A 26,874-nucleotide genomic window follows, 5' to 3' on the forward strand; every position below is an offset into this window, starting at 1 on the left:
GCCAGGGAACCTGGCGGTAGGCCCTTCACTTGTTGAGGGATTCGTGAAAGCGTTCACATTCACAAGCAACCCAGCAGTAACACAAGGAGAGGTAGCAGCCATGGACTGGCGTCACAACGCCGTTTGCCGCGAGGAAGACCCCGAGCTCTTCTTCCCCATCGGCAACACTGGTCCTGCGCTGCTGCAGATCGAGGAAGCCAAGGCCGTCTGCCGTCGCTGCCCGGTTATCGAGCAGTGCCTGCAGTGGGCGCTCGAGTCCGGTCAGGACTCCGGCGTCTGGGGTGGTCTCAGCGAGGACGAGCGCCGTGCCATGAAGCGCCGCGCCGCCCGCAACCGGGCCCGTCAGGCCTCCGCCTGACAACACCCACCCCGCTAAACAGCCTGAGCTTGGCGGCGCGTACAGCGAGTACGCATCTCCCGCCCCCGAGCCGCAGCGCGCAGTACCCCCGATGCGCAGCGAATGCTGGCAACGAGCATGTTGGGCCCCAGCCCCCTGAACGGGCTGGGGCTCTTTGCTGCCCGCGGCACCCAGCGCGGTCATCCCGGATCCGCACGTCCGGGACCCCGAGGCTCCTACTTGGGCGCCCGCACCGGGATGTCGAGGATCACCCGGGTCCCCCGCTCCGGCGCCGGAACCATGTCGAACGTGCCGCCCAGCTCGCCTTCGACCAGCGTCCGCACGATCTGCAGTCCGAGGTTGCCCGCGGTGTGCGGATCGAAGCCCTCGGGCAGGCCCACCCCGTCGTCCTGGACGGTGACCAGGAGGCGGATCTGCTTCGACGTACCGCCGCGGACCGCCGAGACCTCGACCGTGCCGGCGTCGCCGTCGCGGAAGCCGTGCTCCAGGGCGTTCTGGAGGATCTCGGTGAGGACCATCGACAGCGGCGTGGCGACCTCGGCGTCCAGGGTGCCGAAGCGGCCGGTGCGCCGGCCGATCACCTTCCCCGGTGAGATCTCGGCCACCATCGCCAGCACCCGGTCGGCGATCTCGTCGAACTCCACGCGCTCGTCCAGGTTCTGGGAGAGCGTCTCGTGCACGATCGCGATGGAGCCGACGCGTCGCACCGCCTCTTCGAGGGCCTCGCGGCCACGGTCGGACTCGATACGGCGGGCCTGGAGGCGGAGCAGGGCGGCCACCGTCTGGAGGTTGTTCTTGACGCGGTGGTGGATCTCCCGGATGGTCGCGTCCTTGGTGATCAACTCACGCTCTCGGCGACGCAGTTCGGTGACGTCCCGAAGCAGGACCAGTGAACCGATGCGCGGGCCCTTGGGCTTGAGAGGGATCGCCCGGAACTGGATGACCCCGTCGCTCGACTCGATCTCGAACTCCCGGGGCGCCCAGCCGCTGGCGACCTTGGCGAGCGCCTCGTCCACCGGGCCGTGGGTCGGGGCCAGTTCGGCGGTCGTCTTGCCCAGATGGTGGCCGACGAGGTCGGCGGCGAGACCGAGGCGGTGGTAGGCGGACAGCGCGTTCGGGGAGGCGTACTGGACGATGCCGTCGGCGTCGACGCGGATCAGGCCGTCACCGACGCGTGGTGAGGCGTCCATGTCGACCTGCTGGTTGGCGAACGGGAAGGCGCCGGCCGCGATCATCTGGGCGAGGTCCGAGGCGCTCTGCAGGTACGTCAGTTCCAGGCGGCTCGGGGTGCGGACGGTCAGCAGGTTGGTGTTGCGCGCGATGACGCCCAGGACACGCCCGTCCCGTCGTACCGGAATCGACTCGACGCGGACCGGCACCTCCTCGCGCCACTCGGGGTCGCCCTCGCGCACGATCCGGCCCTCGTCGAGCGCGGCGTCCAGCATCGGGCGGCGCCCGCGTGGGACGAGGTGGCCGACCATGTCGTCCTGGTACGAGGTCGGGCCGGTGTTGGGCCGCATCTGCGCGACGGAGACATAGCGGGTGCCGTCGCTGGTGGGGACCCACAGGACGAGGTCGGCGAAGGAGAGGTCGGAGAGCAGCTGCCACTCCGAGACCAGCAGGTGCAGCCACTCGAGGTCGGAGTCGTCGAGGGCCGTGTGCTGGCGTACGAGTTCGTTCATGGAGGGCACGTGGCCGAGCGTACCTGGGGGTACGGACATCGTTCGAAATCCGCCACCGGGAAGCGACCCGGCCCCGGAAACACCCGCGGGCCGCGGCGCCTGAGAGGGACCCTCAACCCTCCCGGCACCGCAGCCCGGAGCAATATCGGCCGTGGGGTGTGCGGTCCCGGTCGGCCGAAGGATGAGGAGCCGGGGCAGTCAGGGCAGAGAGCTCCGGTTCCTCGGTCCGCCTTCCTGTGCGGGGAAGACGGAAGTCGGTGCGTTCTTGTGCTGCGCACTCCCTCGCATTGTGGACTAGACCACTTGGGTGTGTCCATGCGTTGGAGCCTGTTTGCTGTTGACGCCTCTTCGCGGGGCTGCGAACCAGTTGAAGAACCGGCAGGACCCCCTCGCATACACCACGCAGCCTAACCCGTGTGGGTTCATGTGCGGGGCCAGATGGCCATGGCAATTTCCGCGAGTGCCTCCAGTTCCTCCCGGCTCGCCCCGTCACGCGCCTGTTGTGACATGCCCTGGATCATCGCACCGGTATGCCGGGCGAGCGCGGCGGCGTCGGTGTCGGCGGGGAGGACGCCCGCGGCGACGTCCGCTTCCACGCGGCTGCGGATGGCGGCGATGCCGGCGTTGCGCCGCCCTCGGAGCGAGGACTCGACCTCGGGTGTGGAGCAGTTGGTCGCCGCATGGACCACGAGGCAGCCGTACGGGTGGGCCGGATCGGTGTACTCCGCGGCGGCTTCGCGCAGTATCCGCGCCACCGCGGCGCGGGCGGTGGGCTCATCGGCGAGGGCGCGGTCGACGAAGGAGCCGTAGCGCACGCCGTACTCACGGACGGCCTCCTCGAAGAGCGACTGCTTGTCCCCGAAGGCCGCGTACAGGCTCGGGGCGCCGATGTCCATGACACGGGTGAGGTCGGAGACGGAGGTCGCCTCGTAACCGTGTTCCCAGAAGGCGAGGATCGCCTTCTCCAGGGCGGTCGCGCGGTCGAAGGAACGGGGACGGCCACGGCGCTTGGACGCCGGCGTGGCGGCCTCCCTGATCTCGTTGCTCACCATGGAGTGCATTTTATAGCGGACGCTAGACAAATACTCCGGGCGTGATCTACGGTCATTTCTGTATCGATCGCTAGTGAATGTTGGAGGGGGCGGCGGCATGGGTGCGCTCGCGGGCAGGACGGTTCTCGTCACAGGGGCCGGCCGGGGGATCGGCCGGGGCATCGCCGAGCGGCTGGGGCGCGACGGCGCTCGGGTCGGCGTGCACTACGGCAGGAACGAGGCGGCGGCGAAGGAGACGGCAGCCGCGATCGAGGCGGCCGGCGGCTCCGCGTTCACCCTCGGTGTCGAGTTGGGGGTGCCGGGGGACGCCGAGGCGCTGTGGCAGGAGTTCGATCGGCACGCGGACGGGTTGGACGTGTTGGTGAACAACGCCGGGATCGGCAACACGCGACCGATCGAGGAGATCGACGAGCGGGAGTACGACGCGGTCTTCGCGGTGAACGTGAAGGCGCCGTTCTTCATCGTCAAGCACGGCATGACGCGCCTGCGCGACGGCGGCCGGGTAATCAACATCTCGTCGGGACTCGCCCGGACCGCGGTGATGCCGGGCAACATGGCGTACGCGATGACGAAGGGGGCGCTGGACATCCTCTCCCGTGACCTGTCCAAGGTGCTGGGTCCGCGGGGCATCAGGGTGAACTCGGTGGCCCCGGGTCTGATCGACACCGACAACACCGCGGAGTTCCTGCACGGGACCGAGGACGGCTGGGCGCAGGCCGAGGCGATATCGGCGCTGGGACGGGTGGGGACACCGGCGGACGTCGCGGACGTGGTGGCCTTCCTGGCCTCGGACGAGGGCCGGTGGGTCACCGGGAGCTGGGTGGACGCAACGGGAGGCTCGATCACCTGAGAGGACGGAGACGGCGGTGTCAGCCGTCCAGGGACCCGGGTCAGCCGCTCGGGCCGCCGGGCGGGCCGCTTTCCGGCGCGCGGAGCGCCCCCGCCAGGAGGAGCCCGGTCCGTCACGGTCAGCGCGTCTCCGTCACCTTCGCCAGGGCGCGCGGGGCGTCCGGGTCCTGGCCCCGGGCGATCGTGACCTCGTAGGCGAGGAGCTGGAGCGGGAGGATCTCCAGGATCGGCTGCACCTCCTCGGCGGCCTCGTCCGTGGGCAGGACGAAGCCGGCCGAAGCCTGCTCGACCTGGTGCCGGGGGCCGATGACGACCAGGTCGGCGCCGCGGCCGCGCAACCGGTCGAGGACCGGCTGAAGGGCCTCACCGCCCTTGCCGTCGGTGACGACGGCGATGACCGGGGAGACGTTGTCGACCATGGCGAGCGGACCGTGCAGGAGGTCGGCGCCCGAGTAGGCGAGCGCCGGGATGTAGCTGGTCTCCATCAGCTTCAGGGCGGCTTCCCTGGCCGTGGGGTAGCCGTAGCCGCGGGAGGTGATCACCATGCGTTCGGCGAAGCGGTAGCGGGCGGCGAGGGCGCGGACCTCGTCCTGCCGGGCGAGCAGTTGCTCGGCCAGGCCCGGCAGGACCCGGGCGGGCGCGCCGTCGCCGCCCCGCAGGCCCTCGGCGAAGAGGTACAGAGTGAGGAGGGAGGCCGTGTAGGTCTTGGTGGCGGGCAGGGCCCTCTCGGGTCCGGCCATGATGTCGAGGTGGTACTCGGAGACGGCGGCCAGTGGTGAGTCGGGGTTGTTGGTCACCGCGAGCGTGATCGCGCCGGCCTCGCGGGCGGCCCTCGTCGAGGCGACGAGGTCCGGGGAGCCGCCGGACTGGCTGACCGTGACGACGAGGACATCGGTGAGGTCGGGGCGGGCGCCGTAGGCCGTCGTGGTCGACATCGAGGTCAGCCCGCAGGGCAGGCCGAGGCGGATCTCCAGGAGGTACTTGGCGTAGAGCGCGGCGTTGTCGGAGGTGCCGCGGGCGGTGAGCAGGACGAAGCGGGGGGCGCGGGCGGCGATCTCCTGGGCGACCTTGCGTACGGCGGGGGCGCCCTGGGAGAGGATCCGGCGCAGTACGGCGGGCTGTTCGGCCATCTCGCGGGCCATGATGCGCCCGGGGAGGTCGTTGTGCGGGGCGTGGGGGTCGGGAGGGTACGGGGTCGAGGCGGTGGTCATGGGGCCCTTCCTGCTCTCGCGGCCGACGTGCCGGACAAGGCGCCTTCCGGTTCGGGCGGACAGTCTCCATTGCACTGCGGAACACGGGATGACGCCTGCCCGAAGGGGCCGGAAAACGCCTCGTCCTCACGGCTTCGCGGAACGTCCGCGCCCTCCTGCGCCACCTGGGCCTCGCAGTCCCGCTCTGTTAGATTGGTCTAAACCACATGCCCCTTCAGGGCGCCCATCGAGTCCCTCTGCAGATCGGCAGGCCCAGCGTGGAAGTTGTCATCGTTCCGGACGCCAAGGCGGGTGGCGAACTGATAGCCGAGGCCATGGCACAGCTCCTCAGGCGCAAGCCCGACGCGCTGCTCGGCGTGGCCACGGGGTCGACTCCGCTACCCGTCTACACGGCGCTCGTGAGCCGGGCGCACTCCGGTTCCGTGGACGTCTCGCGCGCTCGGATCGCGCAGCTCGACGAATACGTGGGGCTGCCCGCCGAGCACCCGGAGTCGTACCGGTCGGTGCTGCGGCGCGAGGTGCTGGAGCCGCTGGGGATCGGGATGGGCGCGTTCCTGGGGCCCGACGGCACGGCCGAGGACGTCCAGGGCGCGTGCGAGGCGTACGACGCGGCACTGGCCGCGGCCGGCGGTGTCGATCTGCAGCTGCTCGGCATCGGGACGGACGGCCACATCGGGTTCAACGAGCCGTGCTCGTCCCTGGCCTCCCGGACCCGGATCAAGACGCTGACGGAGCAGACGCGGATCGACAACGCGCGGTTCTTCGACGGAGACATCGAGCAGGTACCGCACCACGTCATCACGCAAGGGATCGGCACGATCCTGGAGGCCCGGCACCTCGTCCTGCTCGCCACCGGTGAGGGCAAGGCGGACGCGGTCGCCGCCACCGTCGAGGGCCCGGTCGCGGCCGTCTGTCCGGCCTCGGCGCTCCAACTGCACCCGCACGCCACGGTCGTCGTCGACGAGGCCGCCGCGTCGAAGCTGAAGCTCGCCGACTACTTCCGGCACACGTACGCCAACAAGCCGGAGTGGCAGGGCATCTAGGTTCGCCGTCGCCAGGATCGGGCCGGCATTCCTGCGGGGGCCGCGAGCCGGGCCGCCGCCGCACGCGACGGCGGGCGCCCGACGGGGGTTCCGTCGTGCGCCCGCCGGATATGAGCCGCCGGTTCCGACCAGTGCTGGGCCGGGCCCGCGCAGTCCCGCCCGCGCCACGGCGCCCGGCACGGCCTCCAGGTGGAGGACGGGGCTGCGCGGGGCACGACCTGGACGCGGGGCACGACCTAGAGCAGGGCCGCCTCGTCCTCCGCCGGCTCGGCCGGTTCGTCCTGGGCGGTCAGGCCGGCCACCCAGGACGGCATCACGAAGTGGGCCACCAGGACGGCGGCGAGGGCGGACACCGCGTAGGTCCGCAGGGCGTCACCGTCCGCTCCGCCCACCACGAAAAGACCGATCACGGCCAGGACGAGGAGACAGAGCGTGATGCGGTAGGACCGGGCGAGCACCCGGTTGCGTTCGGCCACCTGCCGCTCGTCCAGGGCCCGGGTGCGCAGCTCCAGCAGACCCCGGGTGGCGCTGTTGATCACCCCTTGCGCCACCATCCAGGGCAGCATCAGCACCGCCATGGCGAGGGCGGACCACATCGCCTCCCCGCGCGACAGGCAGAAGTACCCGAACAGCGCCGCGATCGCCACGGTGAGCGCGGCGTGCGCCGCGACGGCCAGCCGGCGTCGCGCGACCGTGGCGTGCAGTTCCCTCTGCCGGGGGTCGTTCATCAACCGCAGCATGCTCCGGTCGTAGCGCGTCATCCGCGTCGTCGTCATGGCTGGTTCCTCCCGTAGACCTCGTCCGTGAGCGGCCGGAACGGTTCGAGGGAGAACAGGGCCTCGACCGGCAGACCGAAGAACTTCGCGATCTTCAGTGCCAGGTCGAGGCTCGGGTTGTACTGCCCCCGCTCGATGTAGCCGATGGTCTGGTAGTGGGCTCCCACTGCCTCGGCCAGGCTCTGGCGCGACACCTTTCGCTCGGCACGCACCATCGCCAGTCTGTTGTGCACCTGCTCGCTCATGTATAAGAAGTACTACATTCAGAGGCAGAGTTGCAACCGTCGCCCTTCGAGGCGAGAGGGACGACGGTGCTGCGTCGACGCTCTACGCCCCGGTGCCGCTCTCCGCCACGAGCACCTCCGCCGCCGCGCGTCCGCACACCCGGGCCGCGCCGTGCGTGGCGATGTGCAGGGCGCCGCGAGGAGGCGCCTGGGGGACGCCCATCTCGACCACGATCGTGTCCGGGCGGGCTCGCAGCAGGGTGTCGAGGGCCGTCACCATCCAGGAATGGCGGTGCTCGTCGCGGACCACGGCCACGATCCGCCGCTTCCCCGCCGCGGCCAGGGCCTGCCGCCCCGCGTCCTCCCCCGCGAAGCTGCCCGTCTCCGTCCCCGGCAGCAGTCGGGTCAGCTCCGCCGCCACGCCCCACGGCGTCTCGTCGCCGACGGCGATGTTCGCCACCGGGGTGAAGGCCGCGACATAGGGCGCCTCGGTGAGCGGACGGAAGTCCCCCGCGCCGGTCGTCCGCAGGGCGCGGCGGGCGGCGACGAGGCCGATGTCGGGCCGGGGCTCGCCCCCTCCCCCGACGGCGGTCGCCGTCCAACGGGCCAGCTCACGCACCCGTCCGGCCGCCTCGGCCAGCCGTTCCTCGGGGAGTTCACCGGCGCGCACGGCGGCGACCAGGGCGTCGCGCAGCCGCCGTACCGTCTCGTCGTCCGCCAGCCCCCCGCCCACGCAGATCGCGTCGGCGCCGGCCGCGACGGCGAGGACGCTGCCGCGTTCGATGCCGTAGGTGGCGGCGATCGCCTGCATCTCCATGCCGTCGGTGACGATCAGGCCGGTGTAGCCGAGTTCGCCTCGCAGGAGGTCGGTGAGGACCGGGCGGGAGAGGGTCGCCGGGCGGTCCGGGTCCAGGGCGGGGATCAGGATGTGGGCGCTCATCACCGCCCTGGTGCCCGCGGCGATCGCCGCGCGGAACGGGAAGAGTTCGCGGTCCGAGAGCACGTCGCGTGAGGCGTCGATGCGCGGGAGCGCGTGATGGGAGTCGACCGCCGTGTCGCCGTGCCCCGGGAAGTGCTTGGTGCAGGCCGCCACGCCCGCCGACTGCAGGCCGGTGACATAGGCCGCGGTGTGGCGGGCGGCCAGGGCGGTGTCGGCGCCGAAGGAGCGTACGCCGATCACCGGGTTGGAGGGGTTGGAGTTGACATCCGCCGACGGGGCCCAGTTGAGGTTCACTCCGCAGGCGGCGAGGCGGCGGCCCAGCTCGGAGGCCACCTGCCGGGTCAGCTCCACGTCGTCCACCGCGCCCAGGGCGTGGTTGCCGGGGAAGCTGGAGCCGCACCTCACCTCCAGCCTCGTCACATCACCCCCCTCCTCGTCGATGGCGACCAGCACGTCGTCCCGCTCCGCGCGCAACTGCGCGGTCAGGGCCGCCAACTGCTCGGGCGAGGCGATGTTGCGGCCGAACAGGCCGACGGAGGCGAGGCCCTCGCCCAGGCGGCGCAGCAGCCAGTCGGGGGCGCTGGTGCCGGTGAAGCCGGGCTGGAGCACGGTCAGGGCATCACGGGTGAGAGTGTCGGTGCCGCTGGCGATTGTCGTCATCGGGTGCGTTATCCCTTCACCGCGCCGGCCGTCAGGCCGCTGACAGCCCTGCGCTGCAGGAAGACGAAGAGGATCAGGATCGGGACGGCGAAGAGCGAGGACGCCGCCATCGTGGCGCCCCAGTCGTTGCCGAAGGCGGTCTGGAAGCTGGACAGCCACAGGGGCAGGGTCTGCGCCTCCGCCTCCTTGTTCAGCACCAGGACCAGCGGGAATTCATTCCATGCGGTGATGAAGCCGAACAGGGACGTGGACATCAGACCGGGCGCCAGCAGCGGCAGGATGACCTTGCGGAAGGCCTGGGCGCGGGTGCAGCCGTCGACCATCGCGGCCTCCTCCAGCTCCCGGGGCACCGCGGCGACGAAGCCGCGCAGCGTCAGGATGGTGAAGGGCAGGATCATCATCATGTAGAAGACCGTCAGCGGCAGCAGACTGTTCAGCATCGACGCGTCCCGCACGATCATGTACATCGCGATGATCATCACCTCCCACGGTGCCATCTGGGCCAGCATGAAGCCGATGACGAACCCGCGCCGCCCCCTGAACCGCATCCGGGCGAGGGCGAAGGAGCCGGCGAGCGCGATGACCAGGGCGAGGACGACCGCGCACAACGTGACGATCAGCGAGTTGGTGACGTACGTCCAGAAGTGGTCGACGCCGGTCGCGCGCTCGAAGTGCTCGAAGGTGACGTCGGTGGGGAACCAGACCGGGTTCTCCGAGATGATGTCGCCGGTCGGTTTGAGGGCCGTGGCGAACATCCAGTACACGGGGAAGACGAACACGGTGAACAGGACGACGGCCGTGACGCCTGGCCACAGGCGGCCGAAGAGCGAGCGCTTCACAGCCCGGCCTCCTCTTCCTCTCGCTTGAGCACGATCCTGAGGTAGTAGGCCGTCAGGCCGAGCAGGATCAGGATGGTCAGGACGGCGATCGCCGCGCCCATGCCGTAGTGCTGGTTGCCCACGCCCTCGATGTAGGCGTAGACGGGCAGGATCTCGGTGAGCCGGTCGGGGCCGCCGCCGTTGATGGTGAAGACCTGCACGAACGCCTTGAAGACCCAGATGATCTCCAGGAAGGTCGTGGCGTAGAGGAACGGACGCAGGAAGGGAAGCGTCACCGTCGTGAAGCTCTTCCACACCCCCGCCCCGTCCAGCGCCGCCGCCTCGTACAGCTCGTCGGGGATGGTGGTGGTGGCCGCGTACAGGTTGATCGCGACGAACGGGATCGACTGCCAGACGATCAGCACCGTGACCACGAAGAACGTCGACAGCTGGCTGCTGGTCCAGCTGTAGTCGGCCATGGAGTGCCAACCGAGCTTGTCCAGGACCCAGTTGACGACACCGAAGCGCTGCGCGAACAGCCACTGGTAGACGGTGGTCGCGGCGACCACGGGCATCGCCCAGGCCAGCACGAGCCCGACCATCAGGGTGACCCGCATCCGCTGCCCGAGGCGGGCGAGCAGCAGGCCGACCAGGGCGCCCAGGATCATGATCAGGACGACGTTGACCGCCGTGAACAGGATCGAGCGCAGGGTGACACGCCAGAAGTCCTCGCCGGTGAGGACCTCCTTGTAGTTGTCGATGCCGTTCCACTCGGTGACGTGCTGGATCAGCTGCGCCATGTTGAGGTTCTGGAACGACAGCAGCACGTCCTTCACCAGCGGCCAGCCGAGCAGCAGCACGGTGGCCGCGCAGGCCGGCAGCAGCAGGAGGTACGGGGCGAGCGCGCCGACCCGCCACGCGGCTCGGCGCCCCGGCCCGGCGGGCCCGCTCTCGTCCCTTTTGACTACGTCCACCGGACCGGAGGGCGGCCGTTCGGTCTGCACGGTCATGCTCGCGCTCTCTCTTCTCGACCTGCGTACGTGGACCGCGTACGGTCGCCGGGGCGGGGGCGTCACGCGCGTCCCCGCCCCGGCGCGCACACCGGTGCCGTTACTGCTGCTGCGCCAGACGCTTGTTGAACTCGTCCTCGACCTGCTTGGCGGCCTCGGCCGGCGACTTGCCGTTCAGAACGGCGGTCATGTACGTCTTGACCGGGTTGGGCGCGTTCTCCACGGCGGCCCACTCCGGGATCAGCGGCGTGGTGCCACCGCCCGCGGCGGCCGGCGCGGCGGCCTCGGCGACGACGTTGCCCTTGAGGTTGCTCTGCAGCGACTCCTTGTTCGGGATGACGCCGTTGAGCTTGGCCAGCTGTCCCTCGTACTTGTCGGACAGGGCGATCCGCAGGAACTCCTCGGCCAGCTCCTGCTTCTTGCTGCCCGCGGCGACGGCGAGGTTGGAGCCGCCGAGGAAGACGCCCTCGGGCTTGTCGGCCGTGGCGCCCGGGATGGTGAAGTAGCCGATCTCCTTCTCGATCTTCGGGTTGGCCTTGATGGCGATGCCGGCCTCCCAACCCATGCCGATGAAGGCGCCGACGTTGCCCTTGCCGAAGACCTCGCCCTGCTGCGGGGTGGCCTCGTCCTTGTCCTTGGGCGCCTTGGACAGCGACTGGAACTTCTTGTACGTCTCCATGGCGGCGGCCACCTTCGGGTGGGCGAGGTTGGAGACGTACTTGCCGTTCTGCTGCTTCACCAGCTGGACGCCCTCACCGATGGTCAGGCCCACGAAGTGGTACCAGTTCTGACCCGGCAGGTAGATGGGCTCGGCGTCGGTCTTCTCACCGATCCGCTTGAGGTCGGCGTAGAACTCGTCGCGCGTCTTGGGGGTGTCCTTGATGCCCGCCTCGGCCCAGACCTTCTTGTTGTAGAGGACCACGCGGTTGGCGAAGTACCACGGCGCCGCGTACTGCTTGCCCTCGAAGATCGAGGACTCGTTGAGGGACGCGGTCCACTCGCCGCCGATCTCGTTCTTGAGCTCGCCCAGGTCGGCGAGGCCGCCGGTCTTGGCGTAGGCCGGGGTCTGGGTGTTGCCGATCTCGAAGACGTCCGGCGGGTTCTCCTCGGACAGGGCGGTGGTCAGCTTCTGCTGGATGCCGTTCCACTGCTGGATCTCGAACTTGACCTTCGCCTTGGTCTTCTTCTCGAAGGCCGCGGCGACGTCCTTCTGCCACTGGTCGGGCGAGGAGCCGTCCATCACCCACACCGTGAGCGTCTGGCCCGCGTAGCCGTCCGCTCCCGTCTTGTCCCCGCCGTCGCCGTTGTCTCCCCCGCACGCCGCCAGGGAGATCATCATGCCCGCGACACCGATCGCGGATATCAGCTTGCGCTTCACGCCACCCTCCTCAGGGATGCCACAAACCCCCCTGCCTCCCCGCACGAGCGTTGGGCCGGGACCTGGACCAATGGTGTAGACCAGTACCGGGAGCTTGGACCAGACCAGAAAGGGTGTCAAGGGTGCTCGAATAGGCTCCGACCAGCCGTTATGCGACCTACATATGCAGGAACCTTTAAGTAAGAAGGCAGCGAAAACACCGGCGCCGGGGTACTCTCGTCCGCTAGACCACTGGGGACTGTGGACTAGACCAAAAGAGGTGGCGACGGTATACAGAGGGGATCACCGATGTGATCCGCATCCGGAGCCGGGAAGGCAGGCCATGAGCACCGACGTCAGCAGTGCGGAGAACGAGAACGGCGCCGCCGTCCGTACCGCCCGCGTGCCCAAGTACTACCGCCTGAAGAAACACCTCCTCGACATGACGGAGACCCAGGCCCCCGGCACTCCCGTCCCGCCCGAGCGCACCCTGGCCGCCGAGTTCGACACCTCCCGTACCACCGTGCGCCAGGCCCTCCAGGAACTGGTCGTCGAGGGGCGTCTGGAGCGCATCCAGGGCAAGGGCACGTTCGTCGCCAAACCGAAGGTCTCCCAGGCGCTGCAACTGACCTCGTACACCGAGGACATGCGCGCCCAGGGCCTGGAGCCGACCTCGCAGCTGCTGGACATCGGCTACATCACCGCCGACGACCGCCTCGCCGAGCTGCTCGACATCACGGCGGGCGGCCGGGTGCTGCGTATCGAGCGGCTGCGCATGGCGAACGGCGAGCCGATGGCCATCGAGACCACGCACCTGTCGGCCAAGCGCTTCCCCGCCCTGCGCCGCTCCCTGGTGAAGTACACCTCCCTCTACACGGCGCTCGCCGAGGTCTACGACGTCCATCTCGCCGAGGCCGAGGAGACCATCGAGACCTCCCTGGCGACCCCGCGCGAGGCCGGCCTGCTCGGCACCGACGTGGGCCTGCCGATGCTGATGCTGTCCCGGCACTCGCTGGACCGGGAGGGACAGCCGGTGGAGTGGGTGCGCTCGGTGTACCGGGGCGACCGGTACAAGTTCGTGGCGAGGCTGAAGCGGCCGCGCGAATAAGCCACTTGAGGTGGTGCACGCGGTGTGGCGCATCACCTCTTCCTGTTCTAGGTTCCTCCCGTCGCCGCATGGACGGGAGGCTCCCCGATGCGTACCGCGAACGTCCGCACCATCGCCGTCTGGACCCTGGTCGCGCTCGTCGGTGCCACCGGCTGGACCGTGCTCGCGCTTTCCCGCGGCGAGGAGGTCTCCGCGGCCTGGATGGTCGCGGCCGCCCTCGGCTCGTACGCGATCGCCTACCGCTTCTACGCCAAGTTCATCGCCCACAAGGTCCTGAAGGTCGACAGGACCCGGGCCACCCCCGCCGAACGCCTCGACAACGGCATCGACTTCCACCCCACCGACCGCCGCGTCCTGCTCGGTCACCACTTCGCCGCCATCGCCGGGGCCGGACCGCTCGTCGGCCCGGTCCTGGCCGCGCAGATGGGCTACCTCCCGGGGACCATCTGGATCATCGCGGGCGTGATCTTCGCGGGAGCCGTCCAGGACATGGTGGTGCTGTTCTTCTCGACCCGGCGCGACGGCAGGTCGCTGGGTCAGATGGCCCGCGAGGAGATCGGCCCGTTCGGCGGCGTGGCCGCGCTGCTCGCCACCTTCGCCATCATGATCATCCTGCTCGGTGTGCTGGCGCTGGTGATCGTCAACGCCCTCGCGCAGTCCCCCTGGGGCACCTTCTCCATCGCGATGACGATCCCGATCGCCCTGCTGATGGGCTTCTACCTGCGCGTCCTGCGCCCCGGCCGGGTCACCGAGGTCTCCCTCATCGGTGTGACGCTGCTGCTGTTCGCCCTGGTCGCGGGCCGCTGGGTCGCCGAGTCCTCATGGGCCGACACCTTCACCCTCGCACCCTCGACGCTGGTCGTCTGGATGGTGGCGTACGGCTTCATCGCCTCGATCCTGCCGGTGTGGATGCTGCTGGCGCCGCGCGACTACCTGTCCACCTTCATGAAGATCGGCACGATCGTCCTGCTCGCGCTGGGCGTGGTCGTCGCGCTGCCGACGCTGAGGATGGACGCGGTCACGGACTTCGCCTCGCGCGGCGACGGCCCGGTCTTCGCGGGCTCCCTGTTCCCCTTCGTCTTCATCACCATCGCCTGCGGCGCCCTGTCCGGCTTCCACTCGCTGATCTCCTCGGGTACGACGCCGAAGATGATCCAGAAGGAGACGCAGGTCCGGATGATCGGCTACGGCTCCATGCTGATGGAGTCGTCGGTCGCGGTGATGGCGCTGGTCGCGGCGAGCATCATCGACCCCGGTCTGTACTTCGCGATGAACGCGCCCGCCGGGGTCATCGGCGACACCGTGCAGAACGCCTCGCAGGTGGTGGGCGGTTGGGGCTACCAGATCTCCCCCGAGGCGCTCGCACGGGCGGCGGAGAACGTCGAGGAGGCGTCCCTGCTCTCGCGCACCGGCGGCGCGCCCACCCTCGCGATCGGTGTCTCCGAGATCTTCTCCCAGGTCACCGGCGACGGCCTACGGGCCTTCTGGTACCACTTCGCGATCATGTTCGAGGCGCTGTTCATCCTGACGGCGCTGGACGCCGGCACCCGCGTGGGCCGGTTCATGCTCCAGGACATGCTGGGCAACGTCTACCGGCCGTTCAAGAACGTCAGTTGGAAGCCCGGCCTGGTCCTCACCAGCGCGCTCGTGTGCGGCCTGTGGGGGTACTTCCTGTGGGTGGGCGTCCACGAGCCGCTCGGCGGCATCAACCAGCTCTTCCCGATCTTCGGTATCTCCAACCAGCTGCTCGCGGCCGTCGCCCTCGCCGTCTGCACGACGCTGCTGGTGAAGTCCGGGCGCCTGAAGTGGGCCTGGATCACCGGGATCCCGCTCGCCTGGGACGCCACGGTGACGCTCACCGCGAGCTGGCAGAAGGTGTTCTCCGACGATCCGAAGGTCGGCTTCTTCAAGCAGCGACAGGTCTTCCAGGACGCCATCGACCGCGGCGAGGTCCTGCCGCCCGCCAAGAGCATGGACGACATGCACACCGTGGTCACCAACTCCACGGTGGACGGCGTCCTTTCTGCGGTCCTCGCGCTCCTGGTCGTCGTGGTGATCGCCGACGCGGTGCGTGTCTGCGTCCGGCATGTGCGCCGGCCCGCCCTGTCCACGCTCAGCGAGGCACCGTACGTCGAGTCGAAGATCACCGCCCCGGCCGGGCTGTTCCCGACCAGGGAGGAGAAGGAGGAGGAACGCCGTGCGGTCGCTTCGTCAGGTCCTCGGTAGCGTCCGCTGGTACGTGCGTGAGCTGACCGACGAGTCGGCGTACGACCGCTATGTCGCGCACCTGCGCCGTCAGCACCCGGACGCACGGGTGCCCTCGCGGCGCGAGTTCGAGCGCATGCGGACCGACCGTCAGGAGGCGGACCCGCGCCAGGGATTCCGTTGCTGCTGAGGGCCCCACTGTCGCGCACACCAATCCTCCACATCCGATATGCGGACGGGGTCTTCCGCTGCCGTCGCACCGTCACCTACATTGCCTGCGCGTTTCTCAGGTGATCAATGAGGGGACGGAGCCGTCAGATGTCAGATGCCCCAGAAGTGAACAGGGGGGTGGTGACCCCCGTGCGGGTGGTCATCGCGCTCTGCCTCGCGGCGCCCTTCGTGGCCATGCTGTGGGTCGGTTCGTACGCCAAGACCGATCCGGTGGTCGCCGGCATCCCGTTCTTCTACTGGTACCAGATGCTGTGGGTCGTTCTCTCCACGCTGCTGACCATGGTCGCGTACAAGCTGTGGCAGCGTGACCAGCGCTCCCGCACGTCCCAGAAGGGTGGTGCGTCGCAGTGAAGGACGGCGTGAACGGCGTCGCACTCGCCGTCTTCATCTTCTTCTTCCTGCTCGTCACGGTCATGGGCTTCCTGGCCGCGCGCTGGCGCAAGGCCGAGAACGAGCACAGCCTCGACGAATGGGGCCTGGGCGGACGGTCGTTCGGCACCTGGGTCACCTGGTTCCTGCTCGGCGGCGACCTGTACACGGCGTACACCTTCGTCGCGGTCCCGGCGGCGATCTACGCCGCCGGCGCGGCCGGCTTCTTCGCGGTGCCGTACACGATCCTCGTCTACCCCCTGATCTTCACGTTCCTGCCCCGCCTGTGGTCGGTGTCCCACAAGCACGGCTATGTGACGACCTCCGATTTCGTGCGCGGCCGCTTCGGCTCGAAGGGCCTGTCGCTGGCCGTGGCCGTCACCGGCCTCCTGGCGACCATGCCGTACATCGCGCTGCAGTTGGTCGGCATCCAGGCGGTGCTCGACGTGATGGGCGTGGGCGGCGGTGAGAACACCAACTGGTTCGTGAAGGACCTGCCGCTGCTCATCGCCTTCGGCGTGCTGGCGGCGTACACCTACTCGTCGGGCCTGCGCGCCCCCGCCCTGATCGCGTTCGTCAAGGACACGCTGATCTACATCGTCATCGCGGTGGCGATCATCTACATCCCGATCAAGCTGGGCGGGTTCGACGAGATCTTCGCCGCGGCGGGCGAGAAGTACACGAAGGCGGGGGCCGGCGGCCTGGTACCGCCGGAGGCGGGCCAGTGGACGTACGCCACCCTGGCGTTGGGCTCCGCGCTCGCGCTGTTCATGTACCCGCACTCGATCACCGCGACGCTGTCCTCCCGCAGCCGTGAGGTGATCCGGCGCAACACCACGATCCTGCCGCTGTACTCCCTGATGCTGGGCCTGCTGGCCCTGCTGGGCTTCATGGCGATCGCGGCCGGAGTCACGGTCACCAACCCGCAGTTGGCGATCCCGCAGCTCTTCGAGGACATGTTCCCCTCCTGGTTCGCCGGCGTGGCCTTCGCCGCGATCGGCATCGGCGCGCTGGTGCCGGCCGCCATCATGTCCATCGCGGCCGCGAACCTGTTCACCCGCAACATCTACAAGGACTTCATCAAGCCGGACGCCACGCCCGCCCAGGAGACCAAGGTCTCCAAGCTGGTCTCCCTGCTGGTGAAGGTGGGCGCCCTGGTCTTCGTCCTCACCATGGACAAGACGGTCGCGATCAACTTCCAGCTGCTGGGCGGCATCTGGATCCTGCAGACCTTCCCGGCCCTGGTCGGCGGTCTGTTCACCCGCTGGTTCCACCGCTGGGCGCTGCTCGCGGGCTGGGCGGTCGGCATGCTCTACGGCACGATCGCCGCGTACGGTGTCGCCTCGCCGACCCAGAAGCACTTCGGCGGCTCGGCGAAGGAGATCCCCGGCATCGGGGAGATCGGCTACATCGGCCTGACGGCGTTCGTCATCAACATCGTCGTCACGGTGGTCCTGACCTTCGTCCTGAAGGCGGCGAAGGCCCCCGAGGGCATCGACGAGACGAAGCCCGAGGACTACACGGCGGACGCCGGTGACCCGGGCGTGCAGGTCGAACTGCCCCCGGCGACGGTGGGCTCGTCCCACTGAGTGTTCCGTGCCGACGGGCCGCCGGATCGATCCGGCGGCCCGTCGTCGTCCCCGGACGACCAGCTCGATCTTCGACCTGGGAGCCGGGCCGGCGTGCCCGCCGCCGGGTCCACCGGCGCCTGATCGCATCCGGCGCGTCCTGGCCGTGCCCTTCCTGCCGCTCGTCGGCGAGGGCGTGAACGGCGCACCCAGGCCTTCCGCGCCCCGATGCACCCGGAGGCGGCGGCCGTGCCGATCCCGGGCGGGGCGGCAGGTCTCCGCAGCCGGTGCCGCTGACCACGGGGTGGCCGTCGGCCGGCACGGTTCGACCGACGGCCGCCTGCACGTACGGCGGTCACCCACCCGGCCGATCAAGCACGAGACGCCGTCCCGGCCCCCAGGTCAAGGGTCGAGCCGCAACCCGTTCAGCAATTGGTCCAGAGCCCGCTCCGTCTGCTCCAGCGCCTGCGGACCCGCCGACCGGGCCAGCCACAACGCGGCCTCGTTCATCGCGCCTGACAGCAGTCGCGCCAGCGGCTCCACCGGCTGGTCGGCGATGGTTCCGGCCGCCACGAGGGCTTCCAGCGCCTCGGTCAAGTGCCGGGCGGAGGACTCCTCGTCCATGGCCCGCCATTCATCCCATCCGAGTACGGCCGGCGCGTCCATCAGCACGATGCGGCGCACCGTCGGATCGCGGCCGGCGGCGAGGAAGGCCCTGCAGCCGGCCCGCAGTTGCTCCCAGGGGTCGTCGTACCGTTCGGCGGCCTGAGCGACCCGCTCACCGAGCTCCCGCTGCACCTCGGCCACCACGGCCCGAAAGAGGCCCGCCTTGCTCCCGAAATGGTGATAGGCCGCGCCCTTGGTGGCCCCCACCGCCTGCGCCACCTCGGCGAGCACCACGCCGTGATAGCCGTCGGCGGCGAACCTCCGTCGCCCCTCGGCCAGCAGTGCCCGTCGTGTCGCCGCCCGCTGCTCGGCCCTCGTGACAGCCATCCTCGGCCACCCTCCCATTTCGCATACCCCCGGTATGCTAGCGTCGATTTCACATACCCTGGGTATGCGAAATCGACGAACAGGCAGAGGGAGACAGGCCATGACAGTCAAGCTCGGCAGCTTCTACCCGGTGATCGCCACCCGCGACGTCGCCGCATCACGCCACTTCTACGCCCGTCACTTCGGGTTCGAGGTGACCTTCGAGGCCGACTGGTACGTGAGCCTCCACCGCCCCGACGCCCCTCAGTACGAACTCGCCCTGCTCGACCACTCCCATCCGACGGTCCCCGAGGGGCACCGCGCCCCCCTCCAGGGCGGTCTGCTGCTCAACTTCGAGGTCGACGACGTCGATGCCGAACACCACAGGCTGGTCGGGCAAGCCGGTCTGCCCGAACTCCTCTCCCTGCGAACGGAGGACTTCGGGCAGCGCCACTTCATCGTCGCGGCGCCGGACGACGTCATGATCGACGTCATCACCGTGGTTCCCCCGACCGACGAGTACGCCGGGCAGTACGCCGCCGAGCCCACCCAGCCTCGACAACACTCGTGATCGGTACGCCTAGTCGCGCGTACGCCGTGCCATCGCGCCCCAGAAATCGTCCAGTTCACGCACCCGCATGCTGACCCAGTGCGGAGTCTTCCTGCGCAGCCCCCGGGGCAGCCACCGCCGCACCCGGCCCGGCAACAGCGCCTGCTGCTGCCGGCAGAACGGCTCCCGGATCTCCCCCCTCGGCACACACCCGCGGGGCGGATAGGGGCAGAGCTGGAACTTGCAGTCGGGCAGGCAGAAGGTGCCCGGCGTGGGCGGGTCCGAGATGCCGGCCCGCAGGTCGGGCCGGAGCGGGCCCCGATCGCTGCGGATGCACGGCGGCAGCGACATACCCGGCTGCTCCGCACGGGCCATGCGCTCCTCGACCTCGTCCGGGTACCCGTCCCGTTCGATGAGGTTCAGCATCACCAGCACGTCGGCGACCAGACGCTGCGCGCGTGCGTCGAGGGTGCTCCACCCCACCGAGGGCGGGATCCACAGGCTGTGCCTGCGGTATCCCGCGGGGTTGCCGGTGCGCGCGCCGATGTTGTCGGCGACCCCCTTCTCGTCGATCCAGAGGAAGCGCTCGGGCTGTCCGGTCTCCAGCGCCAGCGCCACCAGGTCACCGGCCTCGGCGACGAAGGGGTGCAGGGCCCGTCGGGACGTCTCCGCGTCCGTGTGGGGGTGGCCGGGTGGCCTGTTCACGGTGCCGGCCATCGACAGCCAGCGCTCCACGGTCTGCACGGCGGTCGCGCCGCCCATCGCCTGGGCCGGCTCGCGCGCCCCGGCGCGGTGGTCCCGGGTCCCCCGCGTCTCCTCGTCGTGCTCGTGGACGCTCGCGCTGTCCGGGAGCTCCCACAGACACAGCGCCTGGAGCAGGATGAGCTGCGCGTACCAGCACCGGGACTGCTGCAGCACGGTCTCCGCCTGCCGGATCAGGTCGGCACGACCTCCCGGGAACGCCTGTGGGTGCCGGATGCGCCGGTTGGCCGCGTACTTGAAGCCCTGGGCCAGCGCCGCTTCGAGGGCGAGGGGCAGGTCGGGGGTGCCGCCGGTGGCGTTCGGGTCGAGGTGGCGCAGCCACTTGGTGAGACGTTCCTGGGCCTCGTCACGGTGCGCCTCGTCGACCGAGCCCAGCAGCATGGGGATCAGCCAGGCCCGCATCACGAACTCCCGGAACAGATCGACGCGCTTTTGCCGGTAGTCCCGGTTGAGGGTCTGCCGGTACCGCTGGAGGCCGGCGATGCGCTCGGACCGGGCGCGTGAGGGGGGCGCGGCCCTGGCCGCTCCCATGCGCTCCGCCCACTTCTCGTACTGCCGCCGCTTCCAGTTCTTCAGCTCGCCGAGCCGGTCGTCGTACTCCGCGATGGGGTCGGTGTTCAGTCCGACCCGGCCGCGGATCACGGCGAACGCCGCGTTGCCGCCGGTGCCGAACTCCTGGGCCGCGGCCAGGCGTATGGAGTAGTCGGGCTCCTGCACGCCGATCTCGAAGAGCTGTGCGTACAGCGGCGTGGTGTCGATCCGGTCGGAGACGCTCCGCAGTGCGGCCCCCACCTGCTTGAGCAGCCTCAGTTTCGCGTCGTCGAGGGTGCGCCGGTCGCCCTTGAAACCGGCCCAGCTCCTGCGCACCCGTGCCACGATGTCGCCGAGCAGTCGCGGCTCGTCCTCGGCGCTCTCGACCTCCAAGGCGGCCGCGTAGAGGTCCAGGGCCTTCGGGTCGTCCGTGCGGCGGTCGGCGGCCCGGCAGAGCCGGTGGGCCAGGGTGTTCCCGCGCACGGGCGACTGGCGGACCCGTTCCCCGATCTCCTTCTTCACCTCCGCGCGGACACCGCCCGCTCGGGCCCTGAGCCGCGCCGCGCGCCGACGGGACAGCAGCACCAGGGCGATCAGCAGTTCGCGGCTGGGGCCGGGCGGCTGCAGGGCGTGCTCCACGAGTTCGCCGGCGCCCCGCTCACCCAGGTGGTTCAGGACGCGGTAGCCGAAGTAGGCCTGCAGGATGCTGTGCGGGAACCTGACCCTGCGTTCAAAGCCCTCCACCAGGGCCAGCTTGTCCGCGTTGCTCGCGAAGCGGGCGAGCGCGGCCCGGCACTGGTCCATGTTCCCTTCACGCAGCCGCTTGCGCTCCTCCTCACCGAGCCGCCGGCACAGCGCGTCCCAGATCTGCTGGCGGTGCCACTCGGAGAAGACGTTGCCGCGTCTGCCGTACCGGTCGAAGGCGCGCCGGCTGGTCCACAGATGCTCGGCCCTGGCCTGCGCGCGCCGGGCCGGGCCGGGGTGGACGTCCGTGTCCAGCAGTTCCTCGAAGCCGACCTCCAGTTTGTCCTGGAGCAGACCGACGCAGGCCAGGGCGGAGACCACCTCAAGGGTGTCCCGGCGCTCCCGCGGCGTGAGTGCCACGTCCTCGCGCAGCCGGCCCCGGCACAGCGCCTGGTCCCAGGTTTCCAGCAGCCACAGCCGCAGCGTGGCTCGGTCCCGGCTGCGGGTGTTCATGTGCTGCGGATCGGTGTCCGGCCGGTCGTGCTCCAGGGCTCCGTGTCGGTGCAGTTCCCGGGCGATCTGCAGGTAGACGGGGGATTCGGTCACCTCCGCCGTCTCCACGATCCAGTCCACGCGGCGCTCGTCCGTCTCCGGGACGTGCGCCTGGACGAAGCGCAGCGCCTCCTCCTCGCTGAGCGGCTCCAGCTCCACGATCGCCGCCGAGGTGCTCTCCAGCGGGCTGTGCGGCCGTGAGGCGATCACGAGGGGCAGCTTCTCCTCGCGGGCGCGCTCGATGGCCCGTCGGATGATGTTGTCCCGGTTCTGCTCGTGGCCGTCGCCGAGCAGGGCCTCCTCCAGTCCGTCGGCGATGACGACCGGCTTGTCGTCGGCGAGCAGTTGCTGCCAGACCCGGTCGATCTTGCCGCGCGCGAGGATGCCCCGGGGCGCCTCGTCGGCGAAGCGCTGCCTGGCCATGCGTTCGAAGTTGAGTTCGGTCCCGCCGGTCGCGTCCCGCAGCCGGATCGGCACCGGTACGGCGTTCTGCCGCGCCAGCAGTTCGGTGAGCCGGACCAGGACGGCGGTCTTGCCCACGCCGACCCCGCCGACCAGCAGATAGGGCCTGCGGGTGTCGCGCTCCCGCAGCCGTTCGGCGATGACCTGGGCGACCTCCTCGCGGCCCACGATGTCGGCGGTGTCCGGTCCGGCGGTGGGCACCAATCGGCGCGGATCGCCCCGCGCCTTCGCGAGGTAGCGCCGCTTGGTCCACCGGTACCACCAGAACAGGAAAAGTGTCGCGGCGACCGACGCGGTCAGTACCGGGCCGACGAAGCGCACGATGGTGTCGAACCCGTCGTTGCCCTCCCGCCACTGCTCGAAGCCGGTCGTGTTCTGCGAGATCAGGATGTAGATGCCCTCCACGCACCAGGCGAGCAGCGCGAGGACGGCCACCAGCCAGATGGCACGGGTGACGTTGGTGTAGGACACCGATCGGCGCCACTTCTTGGGGCGGGTGGTGCCGCGACGGGCCTCCAGACGGATCGTCAGCGCATGCCAGTGGCCCACGAATCCGCGCCAGACCCAGCTGCCGGCACGTCTCGGGGCCAGCGTCGCCATCGGCGCGTTGCGCGGTCGCTCCTTGCCGGGCGGGCGACGGACGACCCTCGTCATCATGCGTCTCCTTACGAGAGGGCTCTCGAACGGAGGGACCGCGGGCGCCGACACCTACTTCCATGGAATCACTCGCGGGACGGCCCGCAACCCGGCCGCCCGCGCGAGAACACGATCCGGATGCCCGCCGTCGACCGCGCGGCACGCGGCCTGGGCACCGGGAAGCGCTCGTGCGGGCCTGCGTCGACCGCACGAGGGCCACCGGGCTGCGCACGCATCGTCCTGTCGACCCGGCACTGCCTGCGCAGCGCCCACCGCCTCCACGAACACCCGGGCTTCGTTCGCACATGCGAGCGGGGCCGGAGCCCGCTCCCGCAGCTCCTCGACCTCACTCTTCTCACCTACGAGTTGACGCTCTGAAACCACCGAGACACTACATCTGGGGGTGACACGACAGCCCGGCACAAGATGTATGCTCATGCTCGCTGTCGTCGCAGGGGAATCCGGTGCGAATCCGGAACTGTCCCGCAACGGTGTACTTGTGCATGTTTCGTGCACATGGTCAGTCCGAGGTCCTGCCGACAGCGCACCCGGCCGTCCGGCCGGTGTGCCCCTGACGTCCGGGCCTCGTGGAATGGGCCGGTGGACGCGACGCCGCGTGCGCTCGTGTGCTGCCCCCTGCCCTCGACGAGGCCCCCGTGCCGAGCGAGGGAGAGCCCCACGTGACCATCGCGCCAGCCGAACCGGCTTCAGCAGCGGTCGAGCAGGAGAACGACGGTCCCGGTGCCGCGCTGCTGCGGACCCTGACCGAGCTGACCGCCGACCTCCCCGACGCCGACCCCGGCCGGGTCGCGGCCGCCGCGCTGCGGGGCCGGTCGGCCCGGGCCGACGAGGCGGAGCTGCGGGAGCTGGCCACCGAGGCGGCCGCCGGGCTCATCTCCGAGGACCCCGCCTACAGCAGACTGGCCGCCCGCCTGCTGACCATCTCCATCGCCGCCGAGGCCGCCTCGCAGGGCGTCACCTCCTTCACCGAGTCGGTGGCCGTCGGGCACCGCGAGGGCCTCATCGCCGACCGGACCGCCGACTTCGTACGGATCCACGCGGCCCGCCTCGACGCGCTCGTCGACCCGGCCGCCGACGACCGCTTCGGCTACTTCGGCCTGCGCACCCTGCACAGCCGCTACCTCCTGCGGCACCCCCTCACGCGCAAGGTCGTCGAGACGCCCCAGCACTTCATGCTGCGGGTAGCCGCCGGCCTGGCCGAGGACGACACCCCCCGCTCCGTCGACGAAGTCGCGGCGCTCTACGGGCTCATGAGCCGCCTCGACTACCTGCCCTCCTCCCCCACCCTGTTCAACTCCGGCACCCGGCACCCCCAGATGTCGTCCTGCTACCTCCTCGACTCCCCCAAGGACGAGCTGGACTCCATCTACGACCGCTACCACCAGGTCGCCCGGCTCTCGAAGCACGCGGGCGGCATCGGTCTGTCGTACTCCCGCATCCGCTCCCGGGGTTCGCTGATCCGCGGCACCAACGGCCACTCCAACGGGATCGTCCCGTTCCTGAAGACGCTCGACGCCTCGGTCGCGGCCGTGAACCAGGGCGGCCGGCGCAAGGGCGCAGCCGCGGTCTACCTGGAGACCTGGCACTCCGACATCGAGGAGTTCCTGGAGCTGCGCGACAACACCGGCGAGGACGCCCGGCGCACGCACAACCTCAACCTCGCGCACTGGATCCCGGACGAGTTCATGCGCCGGGTCAACGCCGACGAGCAGTGGTCGCTGTTCTCGCCGTCGGACGTGCCGGAGCTGGTCGACCTGTGGGGCGAGGAGTTCGACGCGGCGTACCGCGAGGCGGAGGCGGCGGGGCTCGCGAAGAAGACCATCCCGGCCCGTGACCTGTACGGCCGCATGATGCGCACCCTCGCGCAGACCGGCAACGGCTGGATGACGTTCAAGGACGCCGCCAACCGCACCGCCAACCAGACCGCCGAGCCGGGCCATGTCGTCCACTCCTCCAACCTCTGCACGGAGATCCTGGAGGTCACGAACGACGGCGAGACGGCGGTGTGCAACCTGGGGTCGGTCAACCTGGGCGCCTTCGTGCACGACGGCGACATCGACTGGGAGCGCCTCGACGCCACCGTCCGCACCGCGGTCACCTTCCTCGACCGGGTCGTCGACATCAACTTCTACCCGACCGAGCAGGCGGGCCGTTCGAACGCCAGGTGGCGGCCGGTGGGCCTGGGCGCGATGGGCCTGCAGGACGTCTTCTTCAAGCTGCGGCTGCCCTTCGACTCGGCCGAGGCCAAGCGGCTCTCCACGCGGATCGCCGAGCGCATCATGCTGGCGGCGTACGAGGCGTCGGCTGACCTCGCCGAGCGCAACGGGCCTCTTCCGGCCTGGGAGAAGACGCGTACGGCCCGTGGTGTCCTGCACCCCGACCACTACGACGCCGAGCTGACCTGGCCCGAACGCTGGGCGGCGCTGCGCAGCCGTATCGCCACGACCGGTATGCGCAACTCCCTGCTGCTCGCCATCGCGCCCACCGCCACCATCGCGTCCATCGCCGGCGTCTACGAGTGCATCGAGCCGCAGGTCTCCAACCTGTTCAAGCGCGAGACGCTGTCCGGCGAGTTCCTCCAGGTCAACTCCTACCTGGTGCACGACCTGAAGCAGCTCGGCGTGTGGGACGCCCGCACCCGTGAGGCGCTGCGCGAGTCCAACGGCTCGGTGCAGGACTTCGCCTGGATCCCCGAGGACGTGCGCGCGCTCTACCGCACGGCGTGGGAGATCCCGCAGCGCGGCCTGATCGACATGGCGGCGGCCCGGACCCCGTTCCTCGACCAGTCCCAGTCCCTGAACCTCTTCCTGGAGACGCCGACCATCGGCAAGCTCTCCTCGATGTACGCGTACGCCTGGAAGTCGGGCCTGAAGACGACGTACTACCTGCGCTCACGCCCGGCGACCCGCATCGCCCGCGCCGCACGAGCGAGCGTCCCCGCGCAGGCCACCCCCGACCCCGAAGCGGTCGCCTGCTCCCTGGAAAACCCCGAGTCCTGCGAGGCCTGCCAGTAATGACCACCCGTAACCAGAACCTGCTCGACCCGGGCTTCGAACTGACCCTGCGTCCCATGCGCTACCCGGACTTCTACGAGCGCTACCGGGACGCCATCAAGAACACCTGGACCGTGGAGGAGGTCGACCTCCACTCCGACGTCGCCGACCTCGCCAAGCTCTCCCCCGCGGAGCAGCACCTCATCGGCCGGCTGGTGGCCTTCTTCGCGACGGGCGACTCGATCGTCGCGAACAACCTGGTGCTGACGCTGTACAAGCACATCAACTCCCCGGAGGCGCGCCTGTATCTGTCGCGCCAGCTGTTCGAGGAGGCCGTGCACGTCCAGTTCTATCTGACGCTGCTGGACACCTACCTGCCCGACCCGGAGGACCGCGCCGCCGCCTTCGCGGCGGTGGAGAACATCCCCTCCATCCGCGAGAAGGCCGGGTTCTGCTTCAAGTGGATGGACTCTGTGGAGAAGCTGGACCGGCTGGAGTCCAAGGCCGACCGGCGTCGCTTCCTGCTGAACCTGATCTGCTTCGCCGCGTGCATCGAGGGCCTGTTCTTCTACGGCGCCTTCGCGTACGTCTACTGGTTCCGCAGCCGGGGCCTGCTGCACGGCCTCGCCACCGGCACCAACTGGGTGTTCCGTGACGAGACGATGCACATGTCCTTCGCCTTCGACGTCGTGGACACCGTCCGCAAGGAGGAGCCGGAGCTCTTCGACGACCAGCTTCAGCAGCAGGTGACCGACATGCTGCGGGAGGCCGTCGAGGCCGAGCTGCAGTTCGCGCGCGACCTGTGTGGTGACGGCCTCCCGGGCATGAACACCGACTCGATGCGGCAGTACCTGGAGTGTGTCGCCGATCAGCGTCTGACACGCCTCGGCTTCGCTCCGGTGTACGGCTCCGAGAACCCCTTCTCCTTCATGGAGCTCCAGGGTGTTCAGGAGCTGACCAACTTCTTCGAGCGGCGTCCGTCTGCGTACCAGGTGGCGGTGGAGGGCACCGTCGACCTGGACGAGGACTTCTGAGTCCGTTCCTTGTCGCGCTCCTGGGCCTCCCTGATCTGACGGTCGATGCGCCGGTCGCGCACGATCCCGATCACTGACGGGAGGGTCAGGAGGATGAACATGCCGATCACGGCGACCATGGCGAGCAGTCCTTCTGTCTGTGCGGTAGTCATGTCACCACTGTCGCGCCGGACACTCCTTACGAACAGTGGCAGGACTGCCGTAGACCCTCGATTT

At 69.8% G+C, this 26,874-nt stretch carries 23 protein-coding genes, 1 pseudogene and 1 riboswitch; of the genes and pseudogenes, 12 read left to right on the forward strand and 12 right to left on the reverse strand.

Annotated features, from left to right (window positions below):
• Nucleotides 1-100 precede the first annotated feature (100 nt).
• The gene (locus ACFYNL_RS14170; protein ID WP_003992873.1) at nucleotides 101-358 is read left to right on the forward strand and encodes a WhiB family transcriptional regulator; all 258 of its coding nucleotides are present in this window, start codon (nucleotides 101-103) and stop codon (nucleotides 356-358) included.
• 215 nt (nucleotides 359-573) lie between these two features.
• On the opposite strand, the gene ACFYNL_RS14175 is transcribed toward ACFYNL_RS14170, so the two are convergent.
• Nucleotides 574-2,040 carry a sensor histidine kinase gene (locus ACFYNL_RS14175; protein ID WP_388802711.1) on the reverse strand — a complete coding sequence of 489 codons (1,467 nt, stop codon included), beginning with the start codon at nucleotides 2,038-2,040 and terminating at the stop codon, nucleotides 574-576.
• 422 nt (nucleotides 2,041-2,462) lie between these two features.
• Nucleotides 2,463-3,101, reverse strand: coding sequence for a TetR/AcrR family transcriptional regulator (locus tag ACFYNL_RS14180; RefSeq protein ID WP_388801843.1), 639 nt, complete (start codon nucleotides 3,099-3,101; stop codon nucleotides 2,463-2,465).
• A gap of 88 nt (nucleotides 3,102-3,189) precedes the next feature.
• On the opposite strand from ACFYNL_RS14180, the gene ACFYNL_RS14185 reads away from it, so the two are divergent.
• The gene (locus ACFYNL_RS14185; protein ID WP_388801846.1) at nucleotides 3,190-3,942 is read left to right on the forward strand and encodes an SDR family oxidoreductase; all 753 of its coding nucleotides are present in this window, start codon (nucleotides 3,190-3,192) and stop codon (nucleotides 3,940-3,942) included.
• Between the two features lie 118 nt (nucleotides 3,943-4,060).
• On the opposite strand, the gene ACFYNL_RS14190 is transcribed toward ACFYNL_RS14185, so the two are convergent.
• Nucleotides 4,061-5,152 (reverse strand): SIS domain-containing protein, encoded by a 1,092-nt coding sequence (locus ACFYNL_RS14190; protein WP_388801849.1) that lies wholly within the window; start codon nucleotides 5,150-5,152, stop codon nucleotides 4,061-4,063.
• 257 nt (nucleotides 5,153-5,409) lie between these two features.
• Between ACFYNL_RS14190 and nagB the strand changes: the two genes are divergently transcribed.
• Entirely contained in the window at nucleotides 5,410-6,195 is a 786-nt protein-coding gene (gene nagB / locus ACFYNL_RS14195; protein WP_388801852.1) for a glucosamine-6-phosphate deaminase, read from the forward strand.
• Nucleotides 6,196-6,431: 236 nt separating this feature from the next.
• On the opposite strand, the gene ACFYNL_RS14200 is transcribed toward nagB, so the two are convergent.
• The 6 genes from ACFYNL_RS14200 to ACFYNL_RS14225 all read right to left on the reverse strand — a co-directional run bounded on the left by ACFYNL_RS14200 (nucleotide 6,432) and on the right by ACFYNL_RS14225 (nucleotide 12,001).
• A complete protein-coding gene (locus ACFYNL_RS14200) occupies nucleotides 6,432-6,971 on the reverse strand; it encodes a hypothetical protein (protein WP_388801855.1) in 540 nt (179 codons plus the stop codon).
• Nucleotides 6,968-7,216: a helix-turn-helix transcriptional regulator gene (locus tag ACFYNL_RS14205; protein WP_356436346.1), complete on the reverse strand. Its 249-nt coding sequence runs from the start codon at nucleotides 7,214-7,216 to the stop codon at nucleotides 6,968-6,970. Before ACFYNL_RS14205 ends, ACFYNL_RS14200 begins: the two co-directional genes overlap by 4 nt.
• Before the next feature lie 82 nt (nucleotides 7,217-7,298).
• Nucleotides 7,299-8,795 carry a glycoside hydrolase family 3 protein gene (locus ACFYNL_RS14210; protein ID WP_388801858.1) on the reverse strand — a complete coding sequence of 499 codons (1,497 nt, stop codon included), beginning with the start codon at nucleotides 8,793-8,795 and terminating at the stop codon, nucleotides 7,299-7,301.
• Nucleotides 8,796-8,803: 8 nt separating this feature from the next.
• Complete coding sequence (locus tag ACFYNL_RS14215) at nucleotides 8,804-9,634, reverse strand: carbohydrate ABC transporter permease (RefSeq protein WP_388801861.1); 831 nt, start codon at nucleotides 9,632-9,634, stop codon at nucleotides 8,804-8,806.
• Nucleotides 9,631-10,623: a carbohydrate ABC transporter permease gene (locus ACFYNL_RS14220; RefSeq protein WP_388801864.1), complete on the reverse strand. Its 993-nt coding sequence runs from the start codon at nucleotides 10,621-10,623 to the stop codon at nucleotides 9,631-9,633. Before ACFYNL_RS14220 ends, ACFYNL_RS14215 begins: the two co-directional genes overlap by 4 nt.
• 100 nt (nucleotides 10,624-10,723) lie before the next feature.
• Nucleotides 10,724-12,001, reverse strand: coding sequence for an extracellular solute-binding protein (locus tag ACFYNL_RS14225; protein WP_388801867.1), 1,278 nt, complete (start codon nucleotides 11,999-12,001; stop codon nucleotides 10,724-10,726).
• 322 nt (nucleotides 12,002-12,323) lie between these two features.
• Here ACFYNL_RS14225 and ACFYNL_RS14230 point away from each other — a divergent pair, with 322 nt between their 5' ends.
• The 5 genes from ACFYNL_RS14230 (at nucleotide 12,324) to mctP (ending at nucleotide 17,482) form a co-directional block, all read left to right on the forward strand.
• Nucleotides 12,324-13,088 (forward strand): GntR family transcriptional regulator, encoded by a 765-nt coding sequence (locus ACFYNL_RS14230; protein WP_388801871.1) that lies wholly within the window; start codon nucleotides 12,324-12,326, stop codon nucleotides 13,086-13,088.
• Between the two features lie 87 nt (nucleotides 13,089-13,175).
• Complete coding sequence (locus ACFYNL_RS14235) at nucleotides 13,176-15,314, forward strand: carbon starvation CstA family protein (RefSeq protein ID WP_388801874.1); 2,139 nt, start codon at nucleotides 13,176-13,178, stop codon at nucleotides 15,312-15,314.
• The gene (locus tag ACFYNL_RS14240; RefSeq protein WP_388801877.1) at nucleotides 15,286-15,483 is read left to right on the forward strand and encodes a YbdD/YjiX family protein; all 198 of its coding nucleotides are present in this window, start codon (nucleotides 15,286-15,288) and stop codon (nucleotides 15,481-15,483) included. Before ACFYNL_RS14235 ends, ACFYNL_RS14240 begins: the two co-directional genes overlap by 29 nt.
• Nucleotides 15,484-15,611: 128 nt before the next feature.
• On the forward strand, nucleotides 15,612-15,875 hold the full coding sequence (locus tag ACFYNL_RS14245) for a DUF3311 domain-containing protein (RefSeq protein WP_388801880.1): 264 nt from the start codon (nucleotides 15,612-15,614) through the stop codon (nucleotides 15,873-15,875).
• Entirely contained in the window at nucleotides 15,872-17,482 is a 1,611-nt protein-coding gene (gene mctP / locus ACFYNL_RS14250; RefSeq protein WP_388801883.1) for a monocarboxylate uptake permease MctP, read from the forward strand. The genes ACFYNL_RS14245 and mctP overlap by 4 nt, the downstream gene beginning before the upstream one ends.
• A 381-nt stretch (nucleotides 17,483-17,863) precedes the next feature.
• Here the strand turns inward: mctP and ACFYNL_RS14255 are convergent, their stop codons facing one another.
• A complete protein-coding gene (locus ACFYNL_RS14255; protein WP_388801886.1) occupies nucleotides 17,864-18,454 on the reverse strand; it encodes a TetR/AcrR family transcriptional regulator in 591 nt (196 codons plus the stop codon).
• A 100-nt stretch (nucleotides 18,455-18,554) separates the two neighbouring features.
• Between ACFYNL_RS14255 and ACFYNL_RS14260 the strand changes: the two genes are divergently transcribed.
• Nucleotides 18,555-19,004: a VOC family protein gene (locus ACFYNL_RS14260; protein ID WP_388801889.1), complete on the forward strand. Its 450-nt coding sequence runs from the start codon at nucleotides 18,555-18,557 to the stop codon at nucleotides 19,002-19,004.
• Between the two features lie 9 nt (nucleotides 19,005-19,013).
• Here the strand turns inward: ACFYNL_RS14260 and ACFYNL_RS14265 are convergent, their stop codons facing one another.
• Entirely contained in the window at nucleotides 19,014-22,631 is a 3,618-nt protein-coding gene (locus tag ACFYNL_RS14265; protein ID WP_388801892.1) for an ATP-binding protein, read from the reverse strand.
• Between the two features lie 93 nt (nucleotides 22,632-22,724).
• Here ACFYNL_RS14265 and ACFYNL_RS14270 point away from each other — a divergent pair.
• The 3 genes and pseudogenes from ACFYNL_RS14270 to ACFYNL_RS14280 all read left to right on the forward strand — a co-directional run.
• A pseudogene (locus ACFYNL_RS14270) lies at nucleotides 22,725-22,988 on the forward strand (GNAT family N-acetyltransferase); the annotation flags it as partial.
• A 77-nt stretch (nucleotides 22,989-23,065) separates the two neighbouring features.
• A riboswitch (cobalamin riboswitch) is annotated at nucleotides 23,066-23,144 on the forward strand.
• Nucleotides 23,145-23,290: 146 nt separating this feature from the next.
• On the forward strand, nucleotides 23,291-25,645 hold the full coding sequence (locus ACFYNL_RS14275; RefSeq protein WP_388801895.1) for a ribonucleoside-diphosphate reductase subunit alpha: 2,355 nt from the start codon (nucleotides 23,291-23,293) through the stop codon (nucleotides 25,643-25,645).
• A complete protein-coding gene (locus tag ACFYNL_RS14280; protein WP_388801898.1) occupies nucleotides 25,645-26,658 on the forward strand; it encodes a ribonucleotide-diphosphate reductase subunit beta in 1,014 nt (337 codons plus the stop codon). The genes ACFYNL_RS14275 and ACFYNL_RS14280 overlap by 1 nt, the downstream gene beginning before the upstream one ends.
• Here ACFYNL_RS14280 and ACFYNL_RS14285 read toward each other — a convergent pair.
• Nucleotides 26,571-26,810: a hypothetical protein gene (locus ACFYNL_RS14285; RefSeq protein ID WP_388801901.1), complete on the reverse strand. Its 240-nt coding sequence runs from the start codon at nucleotides 26,808-26,810 to the stop codon at nucleotides 26,571-26,573. The two genes, ACFYNL_RS14280 and ACFYNL_RS14285, sit on opposite strands and share 88 nt — an antisense overlap.
• Nucleotides 26,811-26,874: the final 64 nt, after the last annotated feature.

Source organism: Streptomyces sp. NPDC007808, assembly GCF_042868655.1.
GTDB lineage: Bacteria > Actinomycetota > Actinomycetes > Streptomycetales > Streptomycetaceae > Streptomyces.

What these genes read in the sequence shown, in the direction of transcription:
- ACFYNL_RS14285 (WP_388801901.1), bottom strand. Translation starts at nt 26,810, where the DNA reads ATGACTACCGCACAGACAGAAGGACTGCTCGCCATGGTCGCCGTGATC.
- ACFYNL_RS14170 (WP_003992873.1), top strand. Translation starts at nt 101, where the DNA reads ATGGACTGGCGTCACAACGCCGTTTGCCGCGAGGAAGACCCCGAGCTC.
- ACFYNL_RS14175 (WP_388802711.1), bottom strand. Translation starts at nt 2,040, where the DNA reads ATGAACGAACTCGTACGCCAGCACACGGCCCTCGACGACTCCGACCTC.
- ACFYNL_RS14185 (WP_388801846.1), top strand. Translation starts at nt 3,190, where the DNA reads ATGGGTGCGCTCGCGGGCAGGACGGTTCTCGTCACAGGGGCCGGCCGG.
- ACFYNL_RS14220 (WP_388801864.1), bottom strand. Translation starts at nt 10,623, where the DNA reads ATGACCGTGCAGACCGAACGGCCGCCCTCCGGTCCGGTGGACGTAGTC.
- ACFYNL_RS14255 (WP_388801886.1), bottom strand. Translation starts at nt 18,454, where the DNA reads ATGGCTGTCACGAGGGCCGAGCAGCGGGCGGCGACACGACGGGCACTG.
- ACFYNL_RS14180 (WP_388801843.1), bottom strand. Translation starts at nt 3,101, where the DNA reads ATGCACTCCATGGTGAGCAACGAGATCAGGGAGGCCGCCACGCCGGCG.
- ACFYNL_RS14205 (WP_356436346.1), bottom strand. Translation starts at nt 7,216, where the DNA reads ATGAGCGAGCAGGTGCACAACAGACTGGCGATGGTGCGTGCCGAGCGA.
- ACFYNL_RS14200 (WP_388801855.1), bottom strand. Translation starts at nt 6,971, where the DNA reads ATGACGACGACGCGGATGACGCGCTACGACCGGAGCATGCTGCGGTTG.
- ACFYNL_RS14265 (WP_388801892.1), bottom strand. Translation starts at nt 22,631, where the DNA reads ATGATGACGAGGGTCGTCCGTCGCCCGCCCGGCAAGGAGCGACCGCGC.
- ACFYNL_RS14280 (WP_388801898.1), top strand. Translation starts at nt 25,645, where the DNA reads ATGACCACCCGTAACCAGAACCTGCTCGACCCGGGCTTCGAACTGACC.
- ACFYNL_RS14230 (WP_388801871.1), top strand. Translation starts at nt 12,324, where the DNA reads ATGAGCACCGACGTCAGCAGTGCGGAGAACGAGAACGGCGCCGCCGTC.
- ACFYNL_RS14190 (WP_388801849.1), bottom strand. Translation starts at nt 5,152, where the DNA reads ATGACCACCGCCTCGACCCCGTACCCTCCCGACCCCCACGCCCCGCAC.
- ACFYNL_RS14245 (WP_388801880.1), top strand. Translation starts at nt 15,612, where the DNA reads ATGTCAGATGCCCCAGAAGTGAACAGGGGGGTGGTGACCCCCGTGCGG.
- ACFYNL_RS14235 (WP_388801874.1), top strand. Translation starts at nt 13,176, where the DNA reads ATGCGTACCGCGAACGTCCGCACCATCGCCGTCTGGACCCTGGTCGCG.
- ACFYNL_RS14210 (WP_388801858.1), bottom strand. Translation starts at nt 8,795, where the DNA reads ATGACGACAATCGCCAGCGGCACCGACACTCTCACCCGTGATGCCCTG.
- ACFYNL_RS14260 (WP_388801889.1), top strand. Translation starts at nt 18,555, where the DNA reads ATGACAGTCAAGCTCGGCAGCTTCTACCCGGTGATCGCCACCCGCGAC.